Origin of the sequence: Bradyrhizobium sp. WD16, assembly GCF_024181725.1 — a bacterium.
GTDB lineage: Bacteria > Pseudomonadota > Alphaproteobacteria > Rhizobiales > Xanthobacteraceae > Bradyrhizobium_A.
In genome coordinates this window covers 5,437,293-5,463,684 of the sequence record NZ_CP028908.1, presented here as the reverse complement: position 1 = coordinate 5,463,684, position 26,392 = coordinate 5,437,293, and the positions used below count along the sequence as shown (strand labels likewise).

Annotated in this window: 25 protein-coding genes; 15 read left to right on the top strand and 10 right to left on the bottom strand. The window is 64.1% G+C overall.

The features are described from left to right. The first annotated feature begins 4 nt into the window (after positions 1 to 4). From DB459_RS25295 to dusA, 7 genes are all read left to right on the top strand, one after another. The gene (locus tag DB459_RS25295) at positions 5 to 736 is read left to right on the top strand and encodes an amino acid ABC transporter permease (RefSeq protein WP_253709491.1); all 732 of its coding nucleotides are present in this window, start codon (positions 5 to 7) and stop codon (positions 734 to 736) included. Further along, complete coding sequence (locus DB459_RS25290; RefSeq protein WP_253709489.1) at positions 723 to 1,382, top strand: amino acid ABC transporter permease; 660 nt, start codon at positions 723 to 725, stop codon at positions 1,380 to 1,382. The genes DB459_RS25295 and DB459_RS25290 overlap by 14 nt, the downstream gene beginning before the upstream one ends. 59 nt (positions 1,383 to 1,441) lie before the next feature. Further along, positions 1,442 to 2,170 carry an amino acid ABC transporter ATP-binding protein gene (locus DB459_RS25285; protein ID WP_253713699.1) on the top strand — a complete coding sequence of 243 codons (729 nt, stop codon included), beginning with the start codon at positions 1,442 to 1,444 and terminating at the stop codon, positions 2,168 to 2,170. 1 nt (position 2,171) lies between these two features. Further along, on the top strand, positions 2,172 to 3,182 hold the full coding sequence (locus DB459_RS25280) for a threonine/serine dehydratase (protein ID WP_253709487.1): 1,011 nt from the start codon (positions 2,172 to 2,174) through the stop codon (positions 3,180 to 3,182). A 36-nt stretch (positions 3,183 to 3,218) separates the two neighbouring features. Then, positions 3,219 to 4,427, top strand: coding sequence for a pyridoxal phosphate-dependent aminotransferase (locus tag DB459_RS25275; protein WP_253709485.1), 1,209 nt, complete (start codon positions 3,219 to 3,221; stop codon positions 4,425 to 4,427). Positions 4,428 to 4,433: 6 nt separating this feature from the next. Beyond that, positions 4,434 to 4,865 carry a RidA family protein gene (locus DB459_RS25270; protein WP_253709479.1) on the top strand — a complete coding sequence of 144 codons (432 nt, stop codon included), beginning with the start codon at positions 4,434 to 4,436 and terminating at the stop codon, positions 4,863 to 4,865. Positions 4,866 to 5,453: 588 nt separating this feature from the next. After that, positions 5,454 to 6,440, top strand: a complete 987-nt coding sequence (gene dusA, locus DB459_RS25265) for a tRNA dihydrouridine(20/20a) synthase DusA (RefSeq protein WP_256519232.1) — start codon at positions 5,454 to 5,456, stop codon at positions 6,438 to 6,440. Between the two features lie 21 nt (positions 6,441 to 6,461). Here the strand turns inward: dusA and DB459_RS25260 are convergent, their stop codons facing one another. From DB459_RS25260 to DB459_RS25245, 4 genes are all read right to left on the bottom strand, one after another. After that, complete coding sequence (locus tag DB459_RS25260) at positions 6,462 to 6,845, bottom strand: hypothetical protein (protein WP_253709470.1); 384 nt, start codon at positions 6,843 to 6,845, stop codon at positions 6,462 to 6,464. Between the two features lie 94 nt (positions 6,846 to 6,939). Beyond that, positions 6,940 to 7,488, bottom strand: coding sequence for a TIGR02281 family clan AA aspartic protease (locus tag DB459_RS25255; protein ID WP_253709467.1), 549 nt, complete (start codon positions 7,486 to 7,488; stop codon positions 6,940 to 6,942). A 4-nt stretch (positions 7,489 to 7,492) separates the two neighbouring features. Further along, on the bottom strand, positions 7,493 to 9,076 hold the full coding sequence (locus tag DB459_RS25250; RefSeq protein ID WP_253709464.1) for a HAMP domain-containing sensor histidine kinase: 1,584 nt from the start codon (positions 9,074 to 9,076) through the stop codon (positions 7,493 to 7,495). Positions 9,077 to 9,354: 278 nt separating this feature from the next. Beyond that, positions 9,355 to 10,224 (bottom strand): NAD(P)-dependent oxidoreductase, encoded by an 870-nt coding sequence (locus tag DB459_RS25245; protein ID WP_253709459.1) that lies wholly within the window; start codon positions 10,222 to 10,224, stop codon positions 9,355 to 9,357. A 294-nt stretch (positions 10,225 to 10,518) separates the two neighbouring features. Between DB459_RS25245 and DB459_RS25240 the strand changes: the two genes are divergently transcribed. Further along, positions 10,519 to 11,634: an Mrp/NBP35 family ATP-binding protein gene (locus DB459_RS25240; protein WP_253709453.1), complete on the top strand. Its 1,116-nt coding sequence runs from the start codon at positions 10,519 to 10,521 to the stop codon at positions 11,632 to 11,634. Positions 11,635 to 11,798: 164 nt separating this feature from the next. Continuing rightward, entirely contained in the window at positions 11,799 to 12,887 is a 1,089-nt protein-coding gene (locus DB459_RS25235; protein WP_253709447.1) for a TRAP transporter substrate-binding protein, read from the top strand. A gap of 171 nt (positions 12,888 to 13,058) precedes the next feature. Here DB459_RS25235 and DB459_RS25230 read toward each other — a convergent pair whose 3' ends face one another. From DB459_RS25230 to DB459_RS25210, 5 genes are all read right to left on the bottom strand, one after another. Further along, positions 13,059 to 14,900, bottom strand: coding sequence for a TRAP transporter large permease subunit (locus tag DB459_RS25230; RefSeq protein ID WP_253709444.1), 1,842 nt, complete (start codon positions 14,898 to 14,900; stop codon positions 13,059 to 13,061). Between the two features lie 46 nt (positions 14,901 to 14,946). Next, positions 14,947 to 15,546 (bottom strand): TRAP transporter small permease subunit, encoded by a 600-nt coding sequence (locus DB459_RS25225; RefSeq protein WP_253709441.1) that lies wholly within the window; start codon positions 15,544 to 15,546, stop codon positions 14,947 to 14,949. Positions 15,547 to 16,206: 660 nt separating this feature from the next. Further along, entirely contained in the window at positions 16,207 to 17,220 is a 1,014-nt protein-coding gene (moaA, locus tag DB459_RS25220; protein WP_253709438.1) for a GTP 3',8-cyclase MoaA, read from the bottom strand. 178 nt (positions 17,221 to 17,398) lie between these two features. Further along, positions 17,399 to 17,866 carry a hypothetical protein gene (locus DB459_RS25215; RefSeq protein WP_253709435.1) on the bottom strand — a complete coding sequence of 156 codons (468 nt, stop codon included), beginning with the start codon at positions 17,864 to 17,866 and terminating at the stop codon, positions 17,399 to 17,401. A 159-nt stretch (positions 17,867 to 18,025) separates the two neighbouring features. Then, positions 18,026 to 18,721: an HAD family hydrolase gene (locus DB459_RS25210; RefSeq protein ID WP_253709432.1), complete on the bottom strand. Its 696-nt coding sequence runs from the start codon at positions 18,719 to 18,721 to the stop codon at positions 18,026 to 18,028. A gap of 226 nt (positions 18,722 to 18,947) precedes the next feature. Here DB459_RS25210 and rpiA point away from each other — a divergent pair, with 226 nt between their 5' ends. The 3 genes from rpiA to gor are packed head-to-tail and all read left to right on the top strand — an operon-like array spanning position 18,948 to position 21,596. Continuing rightward, positions 18,948 to 19,670 carry a ribose-5-phosphate isomerase RpiA gene (gene rpiA, locus DB459_RS25205; RefSeq protein ID WP_253709428.1) on the top strand — a complete coding sequence of 241 codons (723 nt, stop codon included), beginning with the start codon at positions 18,948 to 18,950 and terminating at the stop codon, positions 19,668 to 19,670. Positions 19,671 to 19,681: 11 nt separating this feature from the next. After that, positions 19,682 to 20,200, top strand: coding sequence for a DUF2059 domain-containing protein (locus DB459_RS25200; protein WP_253709424.1), 519 nt, complete (start codon positions 19,682 to 19,684; stop codon positions 20,198 to 20,200). 4 nt (positions 20,201 to 20,204) lie between these two features. Next, the gene (gene gor, locus DB459_RS25195) at positions 20,205 to 21,596 is read left to right on the top strand and encodes a glutathione-disulfide reductase (protein ID WP_253709421.1); all 1,392 of its coding nucleotides are present in this window, start codon (positions 20,205 to 20,207) and stop codon (positions 21,594 to 21,596) included. A gap of 52 nt (positions 21,597 to 21,648) precedes the next feature. On the opposite strand, the gene DB459_RS25190 is transcribed toward gor, so the two are convergent. After that, positions 21,649 to 22,512, bottom strand: a complete 864-nt coding sequence (locus DB459_RS25190; RefSeq protein ID WP_253713698.1) for an alpha/beta fold hydrolase — start codon at positions 22,510 to 22,512, stop codon at positions 21,649 to 21,651. A gap of 214 nt (positions 22,513 to 22,726) precedes the next feature. Here DB459_RS25190 and DB459_RS25185 point away from each other — a divergent pair, with 214 nt between their 5' ends. The 3 genes from DB459_RS25185 (at position 22,727) to DB459_RS25175 (ending at position 26,307) form a co-directional block, all read left to right on the top strand. Next, positions 22,727 to 24,115: a class II 3-deoxy-7-phosphoheptulonate synthase gene (locus tag DB459_RS25185; protein WP_253709418.1), complete on the top strand. Its 1,389-nt coding sequence runs from the start codon at positions 22,727 to 22,729 to the stop codon at positions 24,113 to 24,115. A gap of 1 nt (position 24,116) precedes the next feature. After that, positions 24,117 to 24,422: a diacylglycerol kinase gene (locus DB459_RS25180; protein WP_253709415.1), complete on the top strand. Its 306-nt coding sequence runs from the start codon at positions 24,117 to 24,119 to the stop codon at positions 24,420 to 24,422. A gap of 136 nt (positions 24,423 to 24,558) precedes the next feature. After that, positions 24,559 to 26,307 (top strand): NAD+ synthase, encoded by a 1,749-nt coding sequence (locus DB459_RS25175; protein ID WP_253709412.1) that lies wholly within the window; start codon positions 24,559 to 24,561, stop codon positions 26,305 to 26,307. Positions 26,308 to 26,392 lie beyond the last annotated feature (85 nt).

Sequence of the window (26,392 nt, the reverse complement as noted above, 5' to 3'; positions counted from 1 at the left end):
CGCGATGAACTATTCCTGGAATTGGAGCGTCCTCGTCCAAGATCCCTACGCGCAGTGGCTCGTCTGGGGCCTCGCGATGACGATGACGATCTCCGTCGCAGCCTTGGCGATCGCGTTGGTCGTCGGGACCGGGGTCGGGGTTCTTCATAGTTCACATAATCGGGTCGCTGGAGTGATGACAGGTATCTATGTCAGCGTCTTTCGGAACGTGCCGCTGCTGCTTCAGATGTTTCTGTGGTTCTTCGTCGTGCCGGAGATACTGCCGGGCGGTGCTGGGCGCTGGTTGAAGCGCGACCTGCCTCATCCGGAAATCGTCACCGCCATCGTCGCGCTCGGCCTGTTCACGGGTTCGCGCATCGCCGTCCAGGTGAGCGCAGGCATCGACGCCGTTCCTCGCGGCCAGCGCGCCGCAGCGAGGGCAACGGGGCTGTCGGCATGGCAGGCCTATCGCTTCGTGCTGCTGCCGCAAGCCGTGCGGATCATCATTCCGCCCCTGACCTCCGAGATCCTGACCATTTTCAAGAATTCGTCGATCGCCCTCACCATAGGTGTGTACGAACTCACTGCTCAAACCCAGCAGATCCAGAGCATTACCTATCAGGGCTTCGAGGCCTTCACGGCCGCAACGGTCATCTACGTGGCTATCGCGCTGGCCGTCACGCTGATGATGCGCCGGGTCGAAAACTGGACCGCGCTTCCCGGTACGATCTCGGGAGGTGTCCATGTCCGGTTTTGATCTCTCGACGATCATCGGCTCGCTGCCTTTCTTGCTGGAAGGTTTGGGTCTCAGCGTAGTGCTCACCGTCGTTGCCATGGCGGGCGGTCTGATCCTCGGCCTGTTCATCGCCGTCGTTCGGTTGTCGCGGCTACGCTTGGCCGCCGGCCTCGCGGCCCTCTACGTGAACGGGTTCCGGGCGGTCCCCCTGATCCTGGTGATCTTTTGGTTCTATTTCCTTGTGCCGGTGGCGCTGGGCAGACCTGTTGGCGCGCTCTACTCGGTATTGGTCGCGTTCGTGATGTTCGAGGGTGCATACTATTCCGAGATCATGCGAGCGGGTCTGCAGAGCGTGCGTGCTGGACAGTGGCAAGCCGCCAAGGCATCGGGCTTCAGTTATCTGCAAACTGTCAGGCTCGTCGCATTGCCGCAGGCGTTGCGGACGATGATGCCGCTCATGGTCACACAAGGAGTGATCCTGTTTCAGGACACCGCGCTGGTCTACGTCGTTTCGCTACACGACTTCATGACGTCGGTCAGCATTGTGGCGAACAATACGAACCGGCCTGTCGAGATGTATACCTTCGCGGCTGTGGTTTACCTGCTCATCTGTCTGACCGGGAACGCCGTTGCTGTGCGGCTGAAAGGCATTCGCCCGGCGATATGATCGCCGCGCGGCGGACTGACGTTTCTTCATCTATGGATGTGCCGATGACCACGAACGAAATGATCAATGTCGAAGGGCTTTCGAAGAGCTTCGGCTCCTTGCAGGCTCTCAAGGACTGCAATTTGACCGTCCAGCGCGGCGAGGTCGTCGTCGTCTGTGGCCCTTCCGGCTCCGGCAAGAGCACCTTCGTCAAATGCGTCAACGGCATCGAAGAGTTTCAGGAGGGCCGCGTGACGATTGACGGCGTCAGCTTCGGCTTTCGCGGACGCGAGGCGGCCAAGATGCGGGCGCGTGTGGGCATGGTCTTTCAGCATTTCGAGCTCTATCCGCATCTCACCGTCCTTCAGAACATCTGCCTGGCGCAGATCCATGTCCTCAAGCGGACGCGAGAGGGGGCGCAAGCCAAGGCTCGTGCGCTGCTGAACCGGGTCGGCCTAGCAGAGAAGGAAGATGCCTATCCGGCGCAATTGTCCGGCGGCCAACAGCAGCGGATTGCGATCGTGCGGGCGCTGGCCATGGACCCGGTTGCTATGCTCTTTGACGAGCCGACATCCGCTCTGGATCCGGAGATGATCGGCGAAGTTCTCGCCGTCATGCTCGAACTCGCCCGCGAAGGCATGACGATGATCGTCGTGACGCACGAAATGGGCTTTGCGAAGGCCGCCGCGGACCGGATGGTCTTCATGGACAACGGCTCCATCGTCGAGATTAGCGAGACCAAGCGCTTCTTCGAAGCACCGACCTCCGAACGCGCCCGCCTTTTTCTCTCACGAATTCTGGCCCACTGACATGATCAATTTGTCCATCCCTGGTCCCGAAGACGTTCTCGATGCTTGCCGCAGGCTCGCAGGCGTGGCCGTCAACACCCCCATTCTGCGTTCCGAGCGATTGGACCGCCTTGTCGGCGCTTCTGTCCATATCAAGTGCGAGAACCTGCAGAGGACGGGCGCGTTCAAGTTCAGAGGAGCCTACAATTGCCTGTCACGCCTCGATCGCCAGGCCTATCCGGGCGGTGTCGTTGCCTACTCGACCGGCAACCATGGACAAGCGATCGCAACGGTCGGGAGGATGTTGAGCATCCCGGCCACTATTGTGATGCCAAACGACGCGCCCGCGGTGAAGATCAAGAAGGCGAGGGAGAACGGCGCGGAGATCGTGCTTTACGATCGCAACCGGCAATCGCGCGAGGAAATCGCGGCGCAGATCGCGGCGAGATCGCCGGTGGCGGTGGTCCCACCCGGCGACGACCCTTTGATCATCGCGGGGCAGGGGACCGCGGCCGCCGAAGCTCTCGCTCAGATCGGCGCCGCCGACGTGACGACTATTCTTGTGCCGTGCGGGGGCGGCGGACTTGCCGCCGGCACATGCCTTGCCACCGAAGCCCTGCTCTCGCCGGCCGAGGTCTGGGCCGTTGAGCCTGAAGGATTCGATGATACTCGGCGTTCGCTTGCGAGCGGTAACAGGGAAGTCAATCCGGCGTTGTCCGGATCCCTCTGCGATGCGCTGCTTGCCCCAACACCCGCCGAACTGCCGTTCACGATCAACCGCAGGCGCCTGTCGCGGGTGCTGACCGTTTCGGACCTGGATGTATTGCGGGCGATTCGCTTCGCCTATGACGAGCTCAGGTTGGTGACGGAGCCTGGCGGAGTCATCGCGCTGGCCTCCGTGCTGCGCAGTCCGGAACTCGTTCGGGGAGGAAATATCATGGTCGTCATATCAGGCGGAAATGTCGATCCAGTCGTGTTCAAGGAGGCGCTGGACTTAGACTTAGGCGCCGGACCCGTCGATCACGCGGCGTAACCGACTTTGCAAACCGACAGGAAGAACGAGGCCACGATGCTGACCACCGATAAGTTTGCCGCTTTAGCCACCGACAACGCTCCCGGTCAAGAGCTGCGTCAGGCCGCCGGCAACATCGGCAACTTGATGCGCGGAGAATCTATTGCAGGGCGGCTGGTTGATTTCTCGCACGGCGATGTAGACGCCTTCCTCCCCACGCCCGGGGCCCTCGATCGCTTCTCGGAGGCCGTCGCGGCAGGAGGCCGTCAGGCCTACACGGAATATCGCGGGTCTGCCGACATTCGCGCCGAGCTCGCCGAAAAGCTTGCCGCGTTCACCGGAGCGCCCATTTCCGCCGAGCACGGCACGATCATTACGCCCGGAACACAAGGCGCGCTTTTCCTGGCGGTCGCATCCTTGGTGAACCAGGATGACAAAGTTGCGATCGTCCAGCCGGACTATTTCGCCAACCGCAAACTCGTCCAGTTCTTCGGCGGACAAGTGCTTCCCGTGGCGATGGACTATATGGACGGCTCGTCCGAAGCAGGTCTAGATCTCACCCAGTTGCGCGCGGCCTTTGAGGCTGGCGCCAAGGTCTTCCTTTTCTCTAACCCCAACAATCCGACCGGCGCTGTCTATTCCGAGCGCGAGATCGGCGAGCTTGCTAAACTTGCTGCGGCGTTCGACATCACGATCATCGCCGATCAGCTTTATTCGCGGCTTCTCTATGAGGGCGAATCCTATACGCACATTCGCGCCTGCGGGCTTCCGGAGGAGCGCACCATCACCATCATGGGCCCGTCGAAGACCGAGTCGTTGAGCGGATATAGGCTCGGCATCGCCTTCGGTTCGCCGCCGACTGTCGAACGCATGGAGAAGCTACAGGCGATCGTCTCGCTGCGCGCCCCTGGCTATAACCAAGCGGTGCTTCGCACATGGTTCAACGAACCTGTCGGTTGGCTGGACGAGAGGATCCGGCAACACCAGGCGATTCGGGACGACCTCCTTGCCCTCTTCCGCAAGGGGGGCTTGGCCACCCGAACGCCGCAGGCTGGCAGCTATCTGTTTCCGACGCTGCCTCCGCTTGCGGTGAGTCAGCATGATTTTGTTCGGCTGCTCCACCACCAAGCGAACGTCATTGTCACGTCTGGTAGCGAGTTTGGTCCACACCACGATAGTATCCGCCTGAATTTTTCCCAGGACCATGACGCGGCAGTTGCCGCAGCCCATCGCATCGTCGCGATGGCCGACCGCTATCGCAGGTAAGACGCCATGAACGGTCGAGCGGCTCCGCCAGCCCAAGGATTGTACGTTCCGGCCAAACGCCACGGTGACCTGATCTTTGTGTCCGGTCAGACGCCGAGGAAGAATGGCGAGCTCCTCCACGCCGGTCAGGTGACGCTGGACGCTCCGGACGAGACCTATCGTGCGCCGGTTGAACTCGCGGCCGAGAATGCGCTGCAAGCTGCTGGAGCGCAACTTGCCATGGGCGAACGTGTCGCTTCGGCCTTGAGTTTGACGGTCTACGTGAATGCGCCTCCGGGGTATATGCGCCACTCCCACCTTGCCGACTTCGCTTCGCGCCACATCGAAGATCGCATCGGGGAAGGGGGCGTTGCAAGCCGGGCGGCGATTGGCGTCGCCTCTCTGCCCGGGGGCGCCGTGGTGGAGATCGCGCTTATCGCCGTCGCGGCGCCTGTCTAAGCGCAATATTGTTGATCAGTAAGATTTGCCAGCGTGAATGCGAGAAGCGAAGTCGCTGCGTCGTTGATCGGTAGCGAGGTGGTTAGTTGTGCACCAGGACTATCGTGCTGATTGCTTCGGAACAAACTGTCCACTTCGGACGGCCACCATCAGCGAATGTCGATATCGGTGGTTGCGTGTCCCCGATTTGACCTACGACGTTTTGGGGCCGTACGATCGCAAGTCCCGCCGCGCGCAAGTGTTCATACGACAAGGCCACCGAAACTACGATCGTAGTATTGCGGGCCTAGGCACCGGCAAAGCGCAGCGTTACTTTGCCTCTGACTTTGATCAGCTTTCCAGTCGCTTGTTCGACGCCAATGGGAACGCTGCGGAGAGTCGTAGGTGGCGTCTAGCACCGCGGTACTGCATGAGCTCATCCGGTACTGCAATGCTGTACCGGACAAGGCGCGGCATCATCGAAGGATGAACGAGCGATCGACTAAACACTTGAAACGAAAGGAAAATGCCCCAATAGTCAGCTTTGAATTTCTGTCGGCCCAAAAATCAACTATTCCGGACGAGACGATAAAGCGAAATAACATCAATATGTTATCGCACCGATTTTGCATTGCACCGATGATGGACTGGACGGACCGGCACTGCCGGCTGTTCCACCGCCAGCTGACGCGGCGCGCGCGCCTTTATACCGAGATGGTGACCGCGGCGGCGGTGATCCACGGCCAGCGTCAGCGTCTGATCGGCTTCGATCCCGCCGAACATCCGGTGGCGCTGCAGCTCGGCGGCTCGGACCCCGGGGCGCTCGCCGAGGCCGCCGCGATCGCCGAGGGCTTCGGCTATGACGAGATCAATCTCAACGTCGGCTGCCCGTCGGACCGGGTGAAGGATGGCCGTTTCGGCGCCTGTCTGATGGCCGATCCGCTGCTCGTCGCGGATTGCGTCGCCGCCATGAAGCGCGGCGTCAGGGTGCCGGTAACGGTCAAGTGCCGGATCGGCATCGATCATCAGGACCCGGAGGTCGCCCTCGACACCCTGGCCCGCGCCGTGGTCGATGCCGGCGCCGATGCCTTGATCGTGCATGCGCGCAAGGCCTGGCTCGACGGACTGTCGCCGAAGGAGAACCGGGACATCCCGCCGCTGGATTACGATCGGGTCTATCGCCTCAAGGCGGCGTTGCCCGACGTGCCGGTGATCATCAACGGCGGGATTCCGGACGTTGCTGCGGCGAGGCGCCATCTCGATCACGTCGATGGTGTCATGCTCGGCCGTGCCGCCTATCAGCAGCCTTGGCAGTTGCTCGCGGTCGATCCGGAATTGTTCGGCGAAGCTGCGCCGCATCCGGACATGACAGCGGCGATCGTGGCGCTGGTTCCGGCGATCGAAGCCCATCTGGCGCGGGGCGGCCGGCTGCATGCCTTCACCCGCCATTTCGTCGGCGCCTTCCAGGCGGTGCCGGGTGCACGGGCCTTCCGCCGGCACCTCGCCGAACACGGCGTGGCGCCGCAGGCTGGGGTCGAGGTGTTGCGCGAGGCGCTGTCGCGGGTGCGCCCGCGCGAGGTGTCGGCCGCGGCGTAGCGCGTGACCGGAGCTGCGGAGTTACGCGACCGGGGGCGTCTGCTCGGGAAATCGCGTCGCGACGGCGGCCTTGAGAAACTTGAAGTGGCCGATGTCGGCGTCGAGCTTCTTCAGGCGGCGCTCGCCATTGGCGAGTTCGTCCTCCAGCTCGTGGAGCCGCTGATTGTCTTCGCGCTCGCGCGTCGAATATTCGTCGATGTCGTTGCCGGCGGTCATGGCGGCGTTGGCGCGCACGTTTTCCATCCGGCGCGACAGGCCTGCGCGCTCCGCCTCGACCTCGCTGAGGGTCCGCTCGATCAGGCCGGCGATGGCGCCGACCCGTGATCGATCGGTCTCGGCATCCCGCCCGGTCGATCTGGTCCGGAAGCCGATATGCCTGCGCGCCCGCATCAGTCGTTCCAGCATGGCCGTCTTTCCACCGCGCAATCGCTCCGGCGGCAGGATAGCTGCGGCATGATTAACAGTCGATCAAGGAATTCCGCCGGCGGAGACAGCTGCCTCAAGGGTAGCCGCGCAGCATCAGGCGATCGGCGCGCACTTCCCAGCTCTCCAGCCGGTCGAGAAAGCTCATGCCGAGCAGGTTGATCTTCATCGACCCGCGGGGGACGACCAGCGCCGGCACCGAGCGTTCGGTCAGCTTGCCGATGGTGAGGCGATCGAGGGTGAGGCGGGCGGCGCGGGTCTTGCCGTTGGCGGTCTCGACTTCGACGTCATAGTTCAGCATCTCGAGCGGCAGTCCCGCGGCCTTTGCCGTCTCCCAGGTCAGCACCACCCACGTGGCCCCGGTGTCGATCAGCATAGGGGCCGCGATGCCGTTGATCTTGGCCTTCAGCGCGAATTCTCCGCCGTTGCCGCGCGGCACTTCGGCGGTTCGCGCCACCATCGGCCTCGGCGCGAAGCGATGATTGGTGTCCTTGCCTGCGCCCGGCGCTGCGAAGACCTGGGCGACGGCATTGCGGGCGCGGGCGAGATCGGCGGAATCGCCGTAGGCCAGCACGGCGCTACCGGTGGCGGCGAACAACAGAATGAGGGCGAGGACGCGTATCATCCCTTCACAGTCCGGTTCCGGCATTCATGATCGGCGAGCTTTGGCGCCGGCGGGTTGCGCTTTCGTCCGGCTGGAGCGGCGGCGACGGCTCATACAGCGGCGCCAGCGCCGACATCACCCGCTCCGGAGGAAAGGTGACGATCACCTCGGTGCCGATGCGCAGCCTGGATTTCAGCGTGAAGGTGCCCCCGTGCATATCGATCAGGCTCTTAGCGATCGGCAGGCCGAGGCCGGCGCCCTGTTCCGCCGATTTGATCGAGTTGGAGCCCTGGCCGAACGAGGCGAGAACGATCGGGATCTCGTCCTCGGCGATGCCGGAGCCGGTATCCTTGACGCTGATGTACTGGCCTCCGGACGCGGTCCATCCGACCTTCAGCCAGACGTCGCCGCCCTGGGGCGTGAATTTGATGGCGTTGGAGAGCAGGTTGAGCACGATCTGTCGTGTCGCGCGCTCGTCGGCCCACACCCGCGGCATGTGGCGCTCGAACACCTCGTGAATGGTGAGAGCGCGAGACGATGCGCGCAGCTTCAGCAGGTGGTGGCAGTCGGTCACCACGTGGACGAGCGACACCGCTTCCTCGTTGAGTTCGTAGCGGCCGGCCTCGATGCGCGAGAGGTCGAGGATTTCGTTGATCAGGTTGAGGAGGTGGACGCCGGAATTGTGGATGTCGGCCGAATAATCCTTGTAGACCGGGACGGCATGGGGCCCGAAGATTTCGCTCTTCATCACCTCGGAGAAGCCGAGAATGGCGTTGAGCGGCGTGCGCAGCTCATGGCTCATCTGAGCGAGAAAGCGCGATTTGGCGACATTGGCCGCCTCGGCGCGATAGCGCGCTTCGTCCGAGATCGACTTGGCCTGCTCGAGCTCGCCGATCAGCGCGTCCTTCTCGGCGCGCGCCTCGAGCGTCGCCAGCGTGGTGGAATGCAGGCGATGGGCGAGCAGGGCGAAATACCCTTCGGCGGTGACCGCGAGCATGGCGAGGATGTAGTCGTCGAGCGTGCCGCGCATCACGAAATTGATGGCGATCGCCGAGGTCACCGGCACGGTCGCGGCGAGTGCGGCGATCGGCAGGCTCGCCGCCAGCATGCTCGAGACGGCCACCACCAGCAGCATGACGAACAGCATCAGGGTGTTGGAGACGACATCGATGCCGGCGGGATGCAGCAGGATCACGGTCCAGGCGAGGCCGTAGACGAGATCGAGCACGACGAAGCGCCGCCGCCATCTGAGCGTCTCGCCGGGCGAAGCCGGCGCGGCCAGGAACTTGCGGCAGAGCTGGATGGTGCCGCCATGGATCACGATGATGGCACAGGTCCACAGGATGGCCGACAGCGGCGCCAGCCAGAAGCCGGCGAGCATGCCGCTCGCCACCACCAGCAGCAGCACGACGAAGGAGGCCGAGATGCGGGTCTGGGCGTATTGGCGCAGCAGTTCGTGATCGAACGCCGGGCGGGTGCCGCTCGTGGAGGTCAATCGATCGCGCGCCTCGCGGACGCGCTGGGCGGCTTCGCGGCGCTTGCGAGCCGGCGAGGGCGCAGGCGCCTCGGGCGCCGCCAACACCTCGGGAATCTCGCCGGAAGCACTCATCACCAGCAACACAACTCTGAAACGTCGACATCGCCGGAAGTCCGCGATGCAACCGGGACACACGGCTGCGCCCGTTGCGAACGGTTTTCCTGCCGTTATCTATTTCTGACGATAAATCGTTAACGCTGACCTTAAAGGAGACGCCGGCCAGGTTAATGTGGGATTAATTCGCAAGCTGTGGCCGCTTTGTCTCGGCGCGGCGGGTGTGCCGCCCGCGGGCCGGACAGAGCCGGCCGGCGGGCGATCATGCTGGTCAAGGGCTTCAAGCCGCGGCGGGTTCAGCGCTGCAGTCGGGCCATCAGGCTGCAGGTATCCCAGCGGCCGCCGCCCATTTTCTGGACTTCGGAATAGAATTGGTCGACCAGGGCCGTCACCGGCAGGTGAGCGCCATTGCTCCGCGCTTCGGCGAGACAGATCGAGAGGTCCTTGCGCATCCAGTCCACCGCGAAACCGAACTCGTACTTGCCTTCGTCCATCGCCTTGTAGCGGTTTTCCATCTGCCAGGACTGGGCCGCACCCTTGGAAATGGTCTCGATCACCGCATGGACGTCGAGGCCCGCTTTCTTGGCGAAGTGGATGCCTTCGGCGAGACCTTCGACGAGGCCGGCGATGCAGATCTGGTTGACCATCTTGGCGAGCTGGCCAGCGCCCGAGGGGCCGAGCAGCTTGCACATCCGGGCATAGGCGGCGATCACCGGTTCGGCGCGTCGATAGCTCGCCTCGTCGCCGCCGCACATCACCGTGAGCACGCCGTTCTCGGCCCCGGCCTGGCCGCCGGACACCGGGGCATCGATGAAATTGAAGCCGCGCTTGTCCGCCTCGGCGGACAGTTCGCGGGCCACGGCCGCCGACGCGGTGGTGTGGTCGACGAAGACGGCGCCGGCCTTGACGCCGGCGAAGGCGCCTTCGGCGCCAATCGTCACCTGGCGCAGATCATCGTCATTGCCGACGCAGGCCATGACGAAATCCTGGCCCTCGGCGGCGGCTTTCGGGGTCGGCGCGGTACGGCCGCCGAACTTCTCTGCCCAGGCCGCGGCCTTGGCGGGCGAGCGGTTGTACACCGTGACCTCGTGGCCGCCCTTCTTGACGAGGTGTCCCGCCATCGGGAACCCCATCACGCCGAGACCGAGAAATGCGACTTTAGCCATGGATCGACCTTTGCTTTCTGATGCGATGACGAGGCGGCCGACCGGACATGACGCCTTGGCCGCGCTGGCATCGGAGGATGACGCGGGCCCCGTTTCCTCGACCGGGGCGGTGCGGGGCTTGTTCCTTGGAAGTCTCCGCCGCGCCGGCAAGGTGCCAATGCCCGTCCGCTATTGCAAGGCGCGAAACGCAGGCGGCAGAGCTGCGGCGAGGCGCTGCGACCCGGGTTGACCGAAGGGGAGCGAAGCGCGATGACAGGCCGTTTTTCATGGACAGGTGTTTCCCGGGAGAGCGATGTGACCGTCACCAAGCAGCAGGTTCTTGACGCTCTCGCCAAGGTGCCGACGCCCCGCGGCGTTCCGCTGACCCAGGCGCAGGTGCTGTCGGAGATTTCGGCGGGCGAGGGCAAAGTGTTCTTTTCCATCGGCGTCGATGCCGCGGAGGCGCGGGCCTGGGAGGATGTGCGCAGCCGCGCCGAGGCCGCCGTGCGGTCGCTGGGCGGGGTCGGCACGGTGATGGTGGCATTGACTGCCGAGCGCAAGCCGGGTGCGGCCGCGGTACCGGGCGGGGTGGCCCCGGCATCGGCTCATCGTCATCCGGGTGCCGGCACGCCGTCGCCGGCGGCCAAGCAGGCCGATATCCCGGGCGTCTCGGCGGTGATCGCCGTCGCTTCCGGCAAGGGCGGGGTGGGCAAATCGACCACCGCGCTCAATCTGGCGCTCGGACTGCGCGACCAGGGCCTGCGGGTGGGCCTGTTGGATGCCGATATCTATGGTCCGTCGGTGCCGCGTCTCACCGGGCTGAAGACCAAGCCCGAGCTGGACCAGAACCGGAAGATGATTCCGCTGTCGAGGTTCGGTCTCGCCATCATGTCTATCGGCTTCCTGGTCGAGGAGGAGACGCCGATGGTCTGGCGCGGACCGATGGTGATGTCGGCGGTGACCCAGATGCTGCGCGATGTGGCCTGGGGCCGGCTCGATGTTCTGGTCGTGGACATGCCTCCGGGGACCGGCGACGCCCAGCTCACCCTGGCCCAGACCGTGCCATTGAAGGGGGTGGTGATCGTCTCGACCCCCCAGGACCTCGCCTTGATCGATGCCCGGCGCGGCATCGGCATGTTCCGCAAGGTCAATGTCCCGGTGCTCGGGATCGTCGAGAATATGAGCTATTTCCTCTGCCCCGAATGCGGCACCCGGTCCGATGTCTTCGGTCATGGCGGTGCGCGCCACGAGGCGGAAAGGCTGGGGGTGCCCTTCCTGGGCGAAGTGCCGCTGCACATGGCGATCCGCGCCAGCTCGGACGAGGGCCGGCCGGTGGTGGACAGCGAGCCGGACGGGCCGCATGCCAAGATCTATCGCGCCATTGCTGCGCAGATCCGGGACCAGCTCGCCCCGGTGATCTCGGCCGCCTGACCTTCGCCTGATTCTGCCGCGATCTGGCGCCGGGCGGTTCAACCGGCCTTCGACTTTGGTTGAATTCGGGTTTGCGCCCGATATGTCGCGTTTTCCGTCCCTGCGGTTCCGTGGTAGAGAGCCGCTCTCGCGTGTGAAGAAACGTCCCCAGGAGGAGATGCCTTATGAAGCGCCGTGAATTTCTCAAAGTGTCGGCGACAGGAGCGGCGGTCGCCGCGGTCGCCTCGCCGGCGATCGCCCAGTCGTCGCCCGAGGTGAAGTGGCGCCTGACCTCGAGCTTTCCGAAGTCGCTCGACACCATCTACGGCGGCGCGGAATATCTCGCCAAGCAGGTCGCCGAGATGACCGACAACAAATTCCAGATCCAGGTCTTCGCGGCGGGCGAAATCGTCCCCGGCCTGCAGGCGCTGGATGCGACCTCCAACGGCACCGTCGAGATGAGCCACACGGTGTCGTATTATTACGTCGGCAAGGATCCTACGTTCGCGATCTTCGCCTCGGTGCCGTTCGGCCTCAATGCCCGTCAGCAGAACTCCTGGCTTTATCAGGGCGGCGGCAACGAACTCGCCAACGAGTTCTACAAGAAGTTCGGCGTCATCGGCTTCCCGGCCGGCAACACCGGTACCCAGATGGGCGGCTGGTTCCGCAAGGAGATCAAGACGGTTGCCGACCTGCAGGGCCTGAAATTCCGCATCGGCGGCATTGCCGGCCAGGTCCTTCAGAAGCTCGGCGTCGTGCCGCAGCAGATCGCCGGCGGCGACATCTATCCGGCGCTGGAAAAGGGCACCATCGACGCGGCCGAGTGGGTCGGCCCCTATGACGACGAGAAGCTCGGCTTCCAGAAGGTCGCGCAGTACTACTACTATCCCGGGTTCTGGGAAGGCGGTCCGACCGTGCATGCCTTCGCCAATCTCGAGAAGTACAACGCGCTGCCGAAGAATTATCAGAGCATTCTCACCAACGCGGCGATGGCCACCAACACCTGGATGGCGGCGCGCTACGATCTGCAGAATCCGGCGGCCCTGAAACGCCTCGTCGCCGGTGGCGTGCAGCTCCGTCCGTTCAACAATGAGGTGCTCGACGCCTGCCTCAAGGCGACCAACGAGCTGTGGGCGGAGATCTCGGCCAAGAACGCCGATTTCAAGAAGTCGATCGACGCCATGCAGGCCTACCGCTCCGACGAATATCTGTGGTGGCAGGTCGCCGAATACACCTACGACAGCTTCATGATCCGCTCCCGCACCCGCGGCTGAGCTTTCAAACGAGCTCCGACGAAAGCGCTGGCCCGGCGGCCGGCGCTTTTTTGGGGAGTCATAGCCCGATGCTTCGCCGTGCCCCGTCGAGGATGAGGCCAGTCAGAAAAAATCCCCGGAGCGGTGCTCCGGGGATTTTTCGTTCGAATGTCGTATTCGGTGTCGTGCCCGCTATTTGAAGTTCAGATTGAGCTGGGGCGGCTCGTCGGGCATCTGCGGCAGCTCGATCTTGATCTTGTTGGGATCGATCGTCGACGCCGCTCCCTTGTAGTGCATCACCATGGCCGGGAAGGCGATCACCGCGCCGACCATGATCACCTGGATGATCACGAACGGCACCGAGCCCCAGTAGATCTGTCCCGTCGTCACCGGCTCCATGCGCTTGCCGCTGACGCGGTCGATATAGGAGTCCCGCGGCGCAACCGAGCGCAGGTAGAACAGCGCGAAGCCGAACGGCGGATGCATGAACGAGGTCTGCATGTTGACGCCGAGCATGACGCCGAACCAGATCAGATCGATGCCGAGCTTTTCAGCTGCCGGCCCGAGCAGCGGGATGACGATGAAGGCGAGCTCGAAGAAGTCGAGGAAGAAGGCGAGCACGAAGACGAAGGCGTTGACGAAGATCAGGAAGCCGACCTGGCCGCCGGGGAGGGAGACCAGCAGCTCCTCGACCCAGCGATGGCCGTCGACGCCGTAGAAGGTGAGCGAGAAGACGCGGGCGCCGACCAGGATCAGCACCACGAATGCCGAAAGCTTCGCGGTCGATTCGGCCGCCTGGCGGGTCAGGTCGAAGGTCAGGCGGCGTTTCATCAGCGCCAGCACCATCGCGCCGGAGGCTCCCATGGCGCCGCCTTCGGTCGGCGTCGCGACGCCGATGAAGATCGTGCCGAGCACCAGGAAGATCAGTCCCAGCGGCGGCACCATCACGAACACCACCTGTTCGGCGAGCTTGGACAACAGCTTCAGCCTCAGCACGCGATTGATCACGGCGAGGACGAAGCTGACGGCGACCGTGATCGACATGGTCAGCACGACGTAGTCGGCACCCGCCTTCACGCTGGTGTAGCTCATCGCGATCATGCCGATCGCGGTGGCGCCGGCCACCACCAGGAACAGCGACAGCGTCATGGTGCGGACGACGCCGATCCCGGGCCTGGCGAGGACACCGAGCAGGATCGCGAACCAGAACGCCTGGCGTACCAGAGGATTGGCGCTGACCTTGTCGAACAGCGGCGCGGACCAGGTGAACAGGTCGAGATGCACGGCGAACAGCCAGGCCGCGCCGGCGGCGGCCAAGAGGCCGACGGGCACGTTCAGCGGATGTTTGGCGGTCTCCGGCTCGCGCAGGGTCTGGGCTTCGAGCGGCAGTCCGGGCGTTGCCTTCGGAAAGAATGTGCTGACGAGGAAGATGTAGAAGGCATAGAGGATCGACAGGACGATGCCGGGAATGAAGGCGCCCTCATACATGTCGCCGACGGAGCGGCCGAGCTGGTCGGCCATCACGATCAGCACCAGCGACGGCGGGATGATCTGGGCGAGGGTGCCGGAGGCCGCGATGACGCCAGTTGCGACCCGCCGGTCATAGCCGTAGCGCAGCATGATCGGCAGCGAGATCAGGCCCATGGAAATCACCGACGCGGCGACGACGCCGGTGGTGGCGGCCAGCAGCGCGCCGACGAAGACCACGGCATAGGCGATGCCGCCGCGGATGCTGCCGAACAGTTGGCCGATGGTCTCGAGCAGGTCCTCGGCCATGCCTGATCGCTCGAGCACCAGTCCCATGAAGGTGAAGAACGGGATCGCCAGCAGCGTGTCGTTGTTCATCACGCCGTACACGCGCTCGGGCAGGGCCTGCAGGAAGTCCGGTCGGAAGAGGCCGAGTTCGATCCCCGCGAAGGCGAAGATCAGGCCATTGGCCGCCAGCGAGAATGCCACCGGATAGCCGAGCAGCAAAAAGATCACCAATGACGCGAACATGATCGGCGCCATGTAGTGGATGAACAAAGCGGTCATCGAGATCAGCCCCGTGTCTTTCCGTCGCTCGGATCGGATGAATGCGTCAGTGTTGGCCTGAAGTCGGCGTTTCGCCGACGATGTTCAGCAGTCGCTCGGCCTCGAGTTCGGCGAGATTGACCACCTTGGCGTTGGGATCGGGGATCAGGCCCTGCATCATCGCGGCGCGCTTGATGATTTCCGATATGCCCTGGGCGATCATCGCCACGCAGGCGATCATGATCAGCGACTTCGCCGGCCATTGCGGCAGGCCGCCGGCGCTGAATGACTGCTCGTTCTGATGATAGGAGGTGAGGAAGAAGGGGATCGAGGTGTAGAGCAGAATGGCCATGAAGGGGAGCAGGAAGAACACGTGGCCGATCATGTCGATCCAGCCGCGCACCTTCAGCGGCAGGCTGTGATTGATGATGTCGATCCGGATGTGTTCGTTATCGATCAGGGTCCAGGGCGAGCAGAGCAGGAAGACGATGCTGAACAGCACCCATTGCAGCTCGAGGAAGGAGTTTGACGAGACGTCGAAAACCTTGCGGATGATGGCATTCGCGGTCGAGATCAGTACCGCGGCGACGATGAGCCAGGACAGCCAGCGGCCGATCGCCGTGTTCACCGCGTCGATGACGCGGCTCAATCCAAGGAGCGCTTGCAAGTTACCCTCTTTGTCTCGGAACGAGCGCCGGTCCGCCGTTTTCGGCGCCGTGCGTTTCCCCACCTAGTGTCCCGTTTCCAACGTTCGTATCCCTTTGCAGCAGGTGCTTCTACGAACGTTGGAAACAAAGGGACACTAGCACCATTATGATTCTAGTGCGGTTTTGGATCTGACGCTCGTATGAAGGACTCGCTGCAATGCTGAAACGAGCGTCAGATCCACCGCACTAGTGTCCTGTCTCCGAATTACCGCTCCATTTGCCTCACGCTCGCACGGTCATTCGGAGACATAAAGGACACTAGAAAAATCAAAGCGCTAGTGTGGCTTATGTCTCGCAATTGCCTACGACAGACTGGCCGCAAAGGCGGTAGGCAATTGCGAGACGCCACACTAGAACCCAGCGTCCGAAGTTCGTGAGCAGGTCAGCGCACCTGCCGACCCGAATGAGCGGTCGGTAGGTGCTGGCGAGCTTTGAAACCCGGGCGTTAGCGGGGCGTTTACCACCCTTGCCCGGAACATTCCAGCGGCCGGCGGGGCCGTCAACTACGTCGTTGGTAGGGGCACTGGTAAATCAGAAAGCTGGTGCGGCTTACGCCTCGCGATTGCCTGCAGTGCCCGCCGCAGAGGGGAGGCAATTGCGAGACCACTCCACGAGGAGCTTCAGCCCCCGGTCACGCTCATGTGGCGGCTGACGCTCGGCCGGTTATGGCGGCGGTCGATGATGAAGTCATGGCCGCGCGGCTTTTGCCCGATCGCCCGGTCAATGGCGTCATGGAGCAGGGTGTCGTCGGTGGAGGCCCGCAGCGGCCGGCGCAGGTCCGCGGCATCCTCCTGACCGAGGCAGGTATGGAGGGTCCCGGTGCAGGTGATGCGCACCCGGTTGCAGGCCTCGCAGAAATTATGGGTCATCGGCGTAATGAAGCCGAGCTTGCCGCCGGTCTCCTCGACGCGGACATAGCGGGCCGGGCCGCCGCTGGTCTCATCAAGGTCGGTCAGGGTGTAGTGGCTGGAGAGCCGGGCTCGGATCAGCGACAGCGGCACGTATTGCTCCAGTCTTCCGCTCCCGATCTCGCCCATGGGCATCACCTCGATCAAGGTGAGATCCATGCCGAGGCCGTGGGCCCAGTCGATCAGGGCCGGGATTTCGTCCTCGTTCAGCCCCTTGAGCGCTACGGCATTGATCTTGACGTGGAGGCCCGCGGCACGGGCCGCATCAATCCCGGCCATGACCTTGTCGAGTTCGCCCCAGCGGGTGATCGCGCGGAATTTGTCGGCTTCGAGAGTGTCGAGCGAGACGTTGATGCGGCGCACACCGCAATCCCGCAACTCCTGAGCGAAGCGAGCGAGCTGGGAGCCGTTGGTGGTCAGGGTGAGTTCGTCGAGCGCGCCGGTACTGAGATGGCGCGAGAGCGAGCGCACCAGCGCCATTACGTTGCGTCTGACCAGCGGCTCGCCGCCCGTCAGGCGCAGCTTGCGCACGCCGCGGGCGATGAAGGCAAAGCAGAGCCGGTCGAGTTCTTCGAGGGTGAGGAGATCGGCCTTCGGCAGGAAGGTCATGTCCTCGGACATGCAATAGAAACAGCGCAGGTCGCACCGATCCGTCACCGACACCCGCAAATAGGTGATGGTGCGGCCGAACGAATCGGTCATGGGGCCTGGAGCAACTCCGTTCATCCGGGACCTTGCTTCGTGACAGTCAGCGGGCGCGCGGCACCCGAAGGTCACCGACTGTCATAATCTAGTGCGGCGCCTCGCAATTGCCTACCCCTCTGCGGCAAGCGCCCAGGCGTCGCAGCTCCGTCGCGCGATTGTGCCGCGCGCGATGGTGCGCAGCACAATCGTCGTGATCGGATTAGCGGCTGGGCGGCGGCGCCGGGAAGGCCGAATCCGCGGTCGCCGGGGTTGCCGCCGGAGCGGCAGCGGCGGGCGCTGCTGCGGCCTTGGGCCTCTTGCGATGCTTGACGACGCGCTTGGGCGGCGTCGCCGGCTGCAGTTCCGCGAACACCGGATTGGGATCGGTGGTCACCGTCGGCGGGCTGCCGAGATCCCCCGGAACCTGCGCCGTGGTCACGGCGACGGTTTGCGGCTGATATTTCTCGAGCGTGTAGCTGACGGTGAAGTTGTCGCTCGCCGGCAGCGACACGGTGCAGGGCGTCTTGCAGCCCGGACCGACCGACGTCCTCGCGTCGGCGCCTGGTGGCACGGATTCGAGACGAACCGTGACGCTCGGCGGCGTCGGCTTGAGAAAATCCATTGATGGCATTGAACCACAGCCGGCAAGCGTGATGCTCGCAGCGGCGATCGTAATGACGCGACGCATGTTCCACCGTCCATTATTGCGGCTAGCCGCCACAGTCCCCGCGCCGGACCATAGGGGCGTCATTAACCGTATGCAACGCGGCCGATCGCGAGGTGTTGAAAAAAGGTTAACGTTGGTACCATATAACCACTCTAAAAGCAGGTGGACTTCCTCATCTTTCTACTGATTGTGTGAGGGAAGCAGGTCTCGCAGGGCGCGCGGCAACTCCACCATGGCACTGATGATGGTGTCGGGCGCCAGTTCCGCAATGGGAATTTCGGTGTAGCCAAAATCCACGCCGATCACCGGGACGCCGGCGCGGCGGGCGACACCGACATCCGGACCGGAATCTCCCACCATCACCGCGGCCTTCAGGCTGCCACCGGCCCGGGCGATGGTCTGGCGCAGGATCGCCGGGTCGGGCTTCGACACACCGAAGGTGTCGGCGCCGCAGATGGCCGCGAAATGCTCGGTCAGTCCGAGCTGGTCGAGGAGGCGCCGCGACAGCCATTCCAGCTTGTTGGTGCAGACCGCGAGAAGAAAGCCACGCTGGGCCAGATGATCCAGGGTGTCCACCACGCCTTCGAAGGGGCGAGAGAGATCGGCGATGTGTTCGGCGTAGAAGCCGATGAAATCGGCGGTCAGGCGGTCGAGATCGCCGGGCTCCACGGCCCGGCCGTCGGCCTCAAGGCCGCGTTCGAGCATCCGGCGGGCGCCGGCGCCGATCATCTTTCGGGCTGAGGCGAGCGGCAGCGGTCGCAGTCCCTCGCGATCAAGCACATGATTGAGGGCGCTGACGAGGTCGGGGGCAGTGTCGACGAGAGTGCCGTCCAAGTCAAAAACCACCAGCGGAGCGTCGAGGGATGTGACTGTCATGGAATTTGGCTACCGGGCCCCTCCGCCTGATGCAAGGGATCGGTGAGGAAAGGTTCCACGAAACTCTTTGCCGGCCTGTTCCTTCGCCCTGATCGAGGCTAGTGTGGCTTATGTCTTGCAATTGCCTATCGGCCCTGCCGCAAAGGGGTAGGCAATTGGGAGGCACCACACTAGAACTGCGCCTCCGCAACCTGCCGGCGGTGCTCGCCGGCCCAACGAGCATTCGATGAACTCCGAAGATTTGAAACGCCAGGCGGCGGCGCGCGCGCTCGAATTCGTCAGCGACGGCATGAAACTCGGACTCGGAACCGGTTCTACAGCCAAGCACTTCGTCGAGTTGCTTGGCGAGAAGGTGCGGGCGGGGCTCAAGGTGATCGGCGTGCCGACCTCGGAATCGACCCGGGCCGATGCCGAGCGCTGCGGCGTGCCGCTCGGCAGCCTCGACGAGATCGAGCACCTCGATCTCACCGTCGATGGCGCCGACGAGATCGACCCGCAGCTCAACCTGATCAAGGGTGGTGGCGGCGCGCTGCTGCGCGAGAAGATCGTCGCCGCAGCGTCCGATCGCATGATCGTGATCGCCGACGATAGCAAGTGGGTGGAAACGCTGGGGCGCTTCCCGCTGCCGATCGAGGTGATTCCGTTCGGCATCGCGGCGACGCGGCGGGAGATCGCCGAGGTGCTGGCCGCACACGGTCTTACGGGGCGGCTCGAACTGCGCACGGTCAGGACCGGCCCCAATCACGGTCTTGGTTTCGTCACCGATGGTAGCCACTGGATCGTCGACGCTCATCTCGGAGCCATCCCCGATGCGCCCGCGCTTGCTGCCTCGCTCGCAGCTATTCCAGGCGTCGTCGAACACGGTCTGTTCATCGGCCTGGCCAGCGCCGCGGTGCTGGCGGGCTCAAACGGTATTCGCGTGATCGAGCGGCCGCGCGCCGCAATCTGAGGAGAAATGGAATGATGAAACTGTCGAAAGCCCTGCTGATCGCCGGGTTCGGTCTCGCCTTGACCGTCAGCGCGCATGCCCAGGCGCAGAAGGCGGCCAACGCGACGCCGCCGTCGGCCAGCGCCGTCGCCGCCGCCACCGAGCTTCTGACCATCAAGAAAGCCAACCAGATCTATCAGAACATCGTGCCGACGGTGATCCAGCGCACCAAGGACGCGATCCTGCAGACCAATGTGAACTACCAGAAGGACCTCAACGAGATCGCGTTGAAGCTCGCCGGCGAGCTCGCTGCCAAGCGTGACGATGTCGGCAAGGCGATGGCGGAGATCTACGCCACCAACTTCACCGAGCAGGAATTGCGCGACCTGATTGCCTTCTACAAGACGCCGCTCGGCCAGAAATTCCTGGAGATGGAGCCCAAGTCGATCGCCGGCAGCATTGCCTTCATGAACGATTGGGCCAATGCCTTCTCCAACGAGGTCGCGGCCAAGTTCCGCTCCGAGATGCGGGCGCGCGGCAAGGAGATCTGAGGACGTGACCAAGGCCTTCGACGACCTTGATCTGTTCGTCATCGGTGGTGGATCCGGGGGCGTGCGCGCCGCCCGGATCGCTGCCGGTTACGGCGCGAAGGTGATGGTCGCCGAGGAGTATCGCGTCGGCGGCACCTGCGTGATCCGCGGCTGCGTGCCGAAGAAGCTGATGGTCTATGCGTCCCATGTGCACCACGAGATCGAGGACGCCGCCGGCTTCGGTTGGTCGATCCCCCAGGCGAATTTCAACTGGTCGACGCTGATCGCCAACAAGGACAAGGAGATCGCCCGGCTGGAGGCGGCCTATATCGCCAATCTGGAGCGTTCCGGCGCGCACCTCGTGCGGACGCGGGCGGTGTTCGAGGACGCGCGCAGTCTGCGGCTATCCAGCGGCGAACTGGTGCGGCCGAAGAACATTCTGATCGCCACCGGTGCCGCGCCCAACCACGGCCGTCCGATTCCGGGCATCGAACATGTCATCTCGTCCAACGAGGTGTTCGATCTGAAGGAGCAGCCCCGCCGCATTCTGATCCAGGGCGGCGGCTATATCGCGCTGGAATTCGCCTGCATCTTCGCCGGTCTCGGCAGCGACGTCACGCTGGTCTACCGCGGCGACAACATCCTGCGCGGTTTCGACGAGGACGTGCGCAAGCACCTCCGGCGCGAAATGGAGAAGGCGGGAATCAATATCCTCACCGAACGCACCGTGACGGCGGTCGAACGCCACGGCGGGGAATACATCGCCCATCTGTCCGATGGCTCGAGCGTCGGCGGCGACAAGGTGATGTTCGCGATCGGCCGCCATCCCAATGTCGCCAATCTCGGCCTCGAAAACGCCGGTGTCGACATCAACCCCAACAACGGCGGGATCGCGGTGGACGGCCATTCGCGCAGTTCGGTGCCGCATATCTATGCCGTCGGCGACGTCACCCACCGGGTCAATCTGACGCCCGTGGCGATCCGTGAGGGCCATGCCTTCGCCGATACCGTTTTCGGCAACCGTCCGACGGCGGTGGACCACACCAACATTCCGACCGCGGTCTTCTCCCAGCCCGAGGTCGGGACCGTCGGCCTGACCGAGGCCCAGGCGCGGGTGCAGTACAGCCACGTCGACGTCTACAAGGCCGAATTCCGTCCGATGAAGGCGACCCTGTCCGGGCGCGATACCCGCATCCTGATGAAGCTGATCGTCGACGGGCAGACCGATCGGGTGCTCGGTTGTCATATCGTCGGTCCCGAAGCCGGCGAGCTGATCCAGGTGATCGGGGTTGCGGTGAAGCTGAAGGCGACCAAGGCCGATTTCGATGCCACGATCGCGGTGCACCCGACCGCCGCGGAAGAGCTCGTCACCATGCGCCAGCCCTTCGCGCGCTATGTCCGTGAGGCTGCCGGGTAGGGCCGATCGACGTTCCTCGGATTTGTGCGATCTGTTCCAGCCCGATGACCGGTCAGGTTGCGAGCAGCCAATCGGCCGCGCGCTTCCATAGCGTTGTCCGGTGTTCCGGGCGGAAGAAGCCGAAATGGCCGATGGCGGCGACGCCGGCGTCCGCCGGATTGATGGTGATGATGTCGGGCGAGGTGCTGGTGAACCCCGAGCACAACAGTTCGACCGTTGGGCGTGGCGCCCAGGGATCGTCGGCGATGCAGAGCGCCATCAGCGGGTGACGGTAATTGGAAAAATGGGCGAGTGCCGTCAGCGAGGCGTCATCGAAAAAATACCGCTCGCTCATCACCCATTTGGTCCATTGCAGAAACACCTCCTTCGGCAGGTCCTCGCCGATTCCGAGCCGTCCCGGCACATAGCCGAGGGCGTTGGCGACCGGCCGGCCGATCACGTTCATCAACGTGTAGACCCGGTAGCGTTCGATGCCCGGGATCAGCTTCCAGTAGGCCGCCTGGGACGCCACCAGCAACGCCCGCGCAACCTGATCGTTGTTGTGCAGGAGTCCGAGCGCCTGGCCGCCGAAGGAATGACCGATGTAGCTCAGCGGCAGCGCGGCGTAGCGCTGCCGCATCCAGGTGACCGCGCTGGCGGCATCCCGTTCCGCCCAATCGGCCATGCGGGCGCCAAAGCCCTTGAGCGACTTCGGCCGCGAGCCGCCGACGCCGCGATAGTCATAGGTCAGGACCACGGCTCCGCGCGCCGCGAGATAGTTGGCAAAGCCGCGATAGATCCGCCGCGGGACGGCCGTCGCGGAATTGATCAGGACCGCATTCCGCCGGCGGCCTCGCGGCATGAACAGCGTGCCGGCGAGAGAAAAGCCGTCATCCGCCGGAATCCGGATATCATCGGCGAAAACGTCGTCGAACATAGCGTCGGTCACGGCCCCAACCCTCCGCGCGGCATCAAAGCGGGTTTCGGCTGTCCGAGCAAGGTGTTGAACGGACACAGCGAATTGCAACTGGCGGTTCATGGGGACGCTGTGTATAACCCCGCCACGTCCGGGATGGGCGTGCCAGGTCGGGTGACCCGACAGCCGATCCCCTCCCGGCCGTTTCCCAAAGGAAAGGGCGTAGGAGAGGACCATGTCCGAACGGTGGACCCCCGATAGCTGGCGCAACAAACCGGTGCTTCAGATGCCGGTCTATCCCGATCCGAAGGCTCTGGCCGAGGTCGAGGCGCAGCTCGCCACCTTTCCGCCGCTGGTTTTTGCTGGCGAGGCGCGCAATCTGAAGCGCGCGCTGGCGCGCGTGGCGGCCGGCAAAGCGTTCCTGCTGCAGGGCGGTGACTGCGCCGAAAGTTTCGCCGAGCATGGCGCCAACAATATCCGCGATTTCTTCCGCGTCTTTCTGCAGATGGCGGTGGTGCTGACTTATGCCGGCGCCGTGCCGGTGGTGAAAGTCGGCCGCATTGCCGGCCAGTTCGCCAAGCCGCGCTCGTCGCCGACCGAGAAGCTCAACGGCGTCGAGCTGCCGAGCTACCGCGGCGACATCATCAACGACATCGCCTTCACGCCCGAAGCGCGCACCCCGGATCCGCAGCGCCAGCTGATGGCCTATCGCCAGTCGGCCGCGACGCTCAATTTGCTGCGCGCGTTCGCTACCGGCGGCTTCGCCAATCTCGCCAGTCTGCATCAATGGATGCTCGGATTCGTCAAGGATTCGCCGCAGTCCCGCCGGTACCGGGAACTCGCCGACCGCATCTCCGACGCGCTCAATTTCATGCGCGCCTGCGGTCTCGACTTCGATAGTCATCCGGAGTTGCGCTCGACGGATTTCTACACCAGCCATGAGGCGCTGCTGCTCGGCTACGAGCAGGCGATGACCCGCGTTGATTCGACCACCGGCGACTGGTACGCGACGTCCGGCCACATGATCTGGATCGGCGACCGCACCCGCCAGCTCGACCATGCCCACATCGAGTATTTCCGCGGTATCAAGAACCCGATCGGCCTGAAATGCGGACCGTCGCTCAAGCCGGACGAACTGCTGCGGCTGATCGACGTGCTCAATCCGGACAACGAGCCGGGACGCCTCACTCTGATCAACCGTTTCGGCGCCGACAAGATCGACGACCATCTGCCGGGCTTCATCCGCGCGGTGAAGCGCGAGGGGCGGGTGGTGGTGTGGTCGTGCGACCCGATGCACGGCAATACCATCACGGCGACCAGCGGCTACAAGACGCGGCCGTTCGATCGCATCCTCTCCGAGGTAAAGTCGTTCTTCCAGATTCATGCCGCCGAAGGCACCTATCCCGGCGGCGTGCATCTGGAGATGACGGGCAAGGACGTCACCGAGTGCATCGGTGGTGCCCGGGCCCTGACGGATGAGGACCTCAACGACCGCTATCACACGGTCTGCGATCCGCGCCTCAATGCCGAGCAGTCCATCGACATGGCCTTCCTGATTGCCGAACTGCTCAAGCAGGCGCGCGCCGACAAGGCCCAGCCGCTGCCGGCCGCCTCAGGACTATGATGTGCTGCGGCTCTGGCGGGCAAGCGTCTACAGCTGGAACGGGCTGACCTTCGCTACTCGTTCGGAGCAGGCGTTTCGCGAGGAATTGGTGGCGCTGGCCCTGGCGCTGCCGCTCTCTTTCGTGATCGGCACCACCGCGATCCGACGCGTCGAACTGGTCGCGGTGGTGGTGCTGCTGATCGTGGTCGAACTCCTGAATACCGCGATCGAAAAGCTCGCCAACCGCCGCAGTCGGGGGCATGCTTCTGATCATCGCTCTGGTCTGGTGCGCGGCACTCGCCGAGCGCATCGGCCTGCTGTGAGATGATGCGCCCTGCCGGGCGTGCGGCGAATGCGCGGCCGTCCCGATATTGCCTTCATTGTCGCTGCGAGTCCGAGAGGGTAAGAGGGACGTCGCAGAGGGGGCTTGGATGTCGCACTTAAGTTCGGGAAGCGCACGCAACATGACCGAGACCGCGCTCAACATCACGCTGGCCCAGCTCAATCCGGTGGTCGGCGACGTCGCCGGCAATGCGGACCGGGTGCGCGAGGCCCGCGCCAGGGCCAAGGCGGACGGCGCCGATCTTCTCGTTCTGTCCGAACTCTTTATCGCCGGATACCCTCCGGAAGACCTCGTGCTCAAGCCGGCTTTCCAGGCCGCCTGTCGGGCCGCGGTCGAGGAACTGGCGCGGGAGACCGCCGACGGCGGTCCGGCGGTGCTGGTCGGCACGCCATGGGTCGACGAGGGCAAGCTCTACAACGCCTGCGCGCTGCTCGACGGCGGCCGCATCGCTGCGCTGCGTTTCAAGGCCAATCTGCCGAATTACGGGGTATTCGACGAGAAGCGGGTGTTCACGCGCGGTCCGGCATCCGGGCCGGTGACCGTCCGCGGCGTGCGGATTGGCGTGCCGATCTGCGAAGATACCTGGATGGAGGAATCGAGCGAATACGAGAATGTGGTCGAGTGCCTCGCCGAGACCGGGGCCGAGATCCTGATCGTGCCGAACGGTTCGCCCTATGCGCGGGGCAAGAGCGACATTCGCCTGTCCATGGCGGTGGCGCGCGTCACCGAGAGTGACCTGCCGCTGATATATCTCAATCAGGTGGGCGGCCAGGACGAGCTGGTTTTCGACGGCGCCTCTTTCGTGCTGCACGCCGATCGCACCCTGGCCGCGCAACTGCCCTCGTTTCGCGAATGCATCGTCACCCAGCGCTGGCGCAAGTCGCCCGACGGCTGGCGCTGCGACGGCGATGTCGAGGCCGCGATCGGCGATGACGAGGGCGATTACGCCGCCTGCGTGCTGGGCTTGCGCGATTATGTCAACAAGAACGGCTTTCCCGGCGTGCTGCTCGGGATTTCAGGCGGCATCGACTCGGCATTGTGTGCGGCGATGGCAGTGGATGCGCTCGGCGCCAAGCGGGTCCGCGGCGTAATGATGCCCTATCGCTACACCGCGCAGGTTTCGCTCGATGATGCCGCCGCACTCGCCGACGCGCTCGGATTCGGCTGTGAAATCCTGCCGATCGCTGCCGCCGTCGAAGGTTTCGAGCAGATCCTCGCCGCGCCGTTCAAGGGGCTCAACCGCGACATCACCGAGGAAAACCTGCAGGCGCGGACCCGCGGCGTGCTGCTGATGGCGATCTCCAACAAGTCCGGCGCCATGCTGGTGACCACCGGCAACAAGTCGGAAATGTCGGTGGGCTACGCCACGCTCTATGGCGACATGAACGGGGGCTTCAACCCGATCAAGGACCTGTACAAGACCCAGGTCTTCCGCATGTCGCGGCTGCGCAACCGCTGGAAGCCGGAGGGGGCGCTCGGTCCCTCGGGCATCGTCATTCCCGAGCACATCATCGTGCGGCCGCCGTCGGCGGAACTGCGCGAGAACCAGCTCGATCAGGATTCGCTGCCGCCCTACGATATTCTCGATGGCATTCTCGAGCGGCTGGTCGAGCACGAAGAGCCGCTCGCCGCGATCGTCGCCGCCGGATACGAGCGCGAGGTGGTGGCCAAGATCGATCGCCTGCTCAACATCGCGGAATACAAGCGCCGCCAGGCGGCACCGGGCGTCAAGGTGACGCGGCGCAATTTCGGCCGCGACCGCCGCTATCCGATCACCAATCGTTTTCGTGACAAGGGCGGTCCGCTGCCGCTGCCTGACGACAGCCTGGTCAGCCGGGCAGGCCGGGTGTCGGTCAGCTACGACGAGTAGGACGCGCATCGCGCGCCCTACCCCCCTCGTGAGTGAGTTGCGGCACCTTCCGGACACGAACTTCGGAAAGCGCGCACTCGTGAAA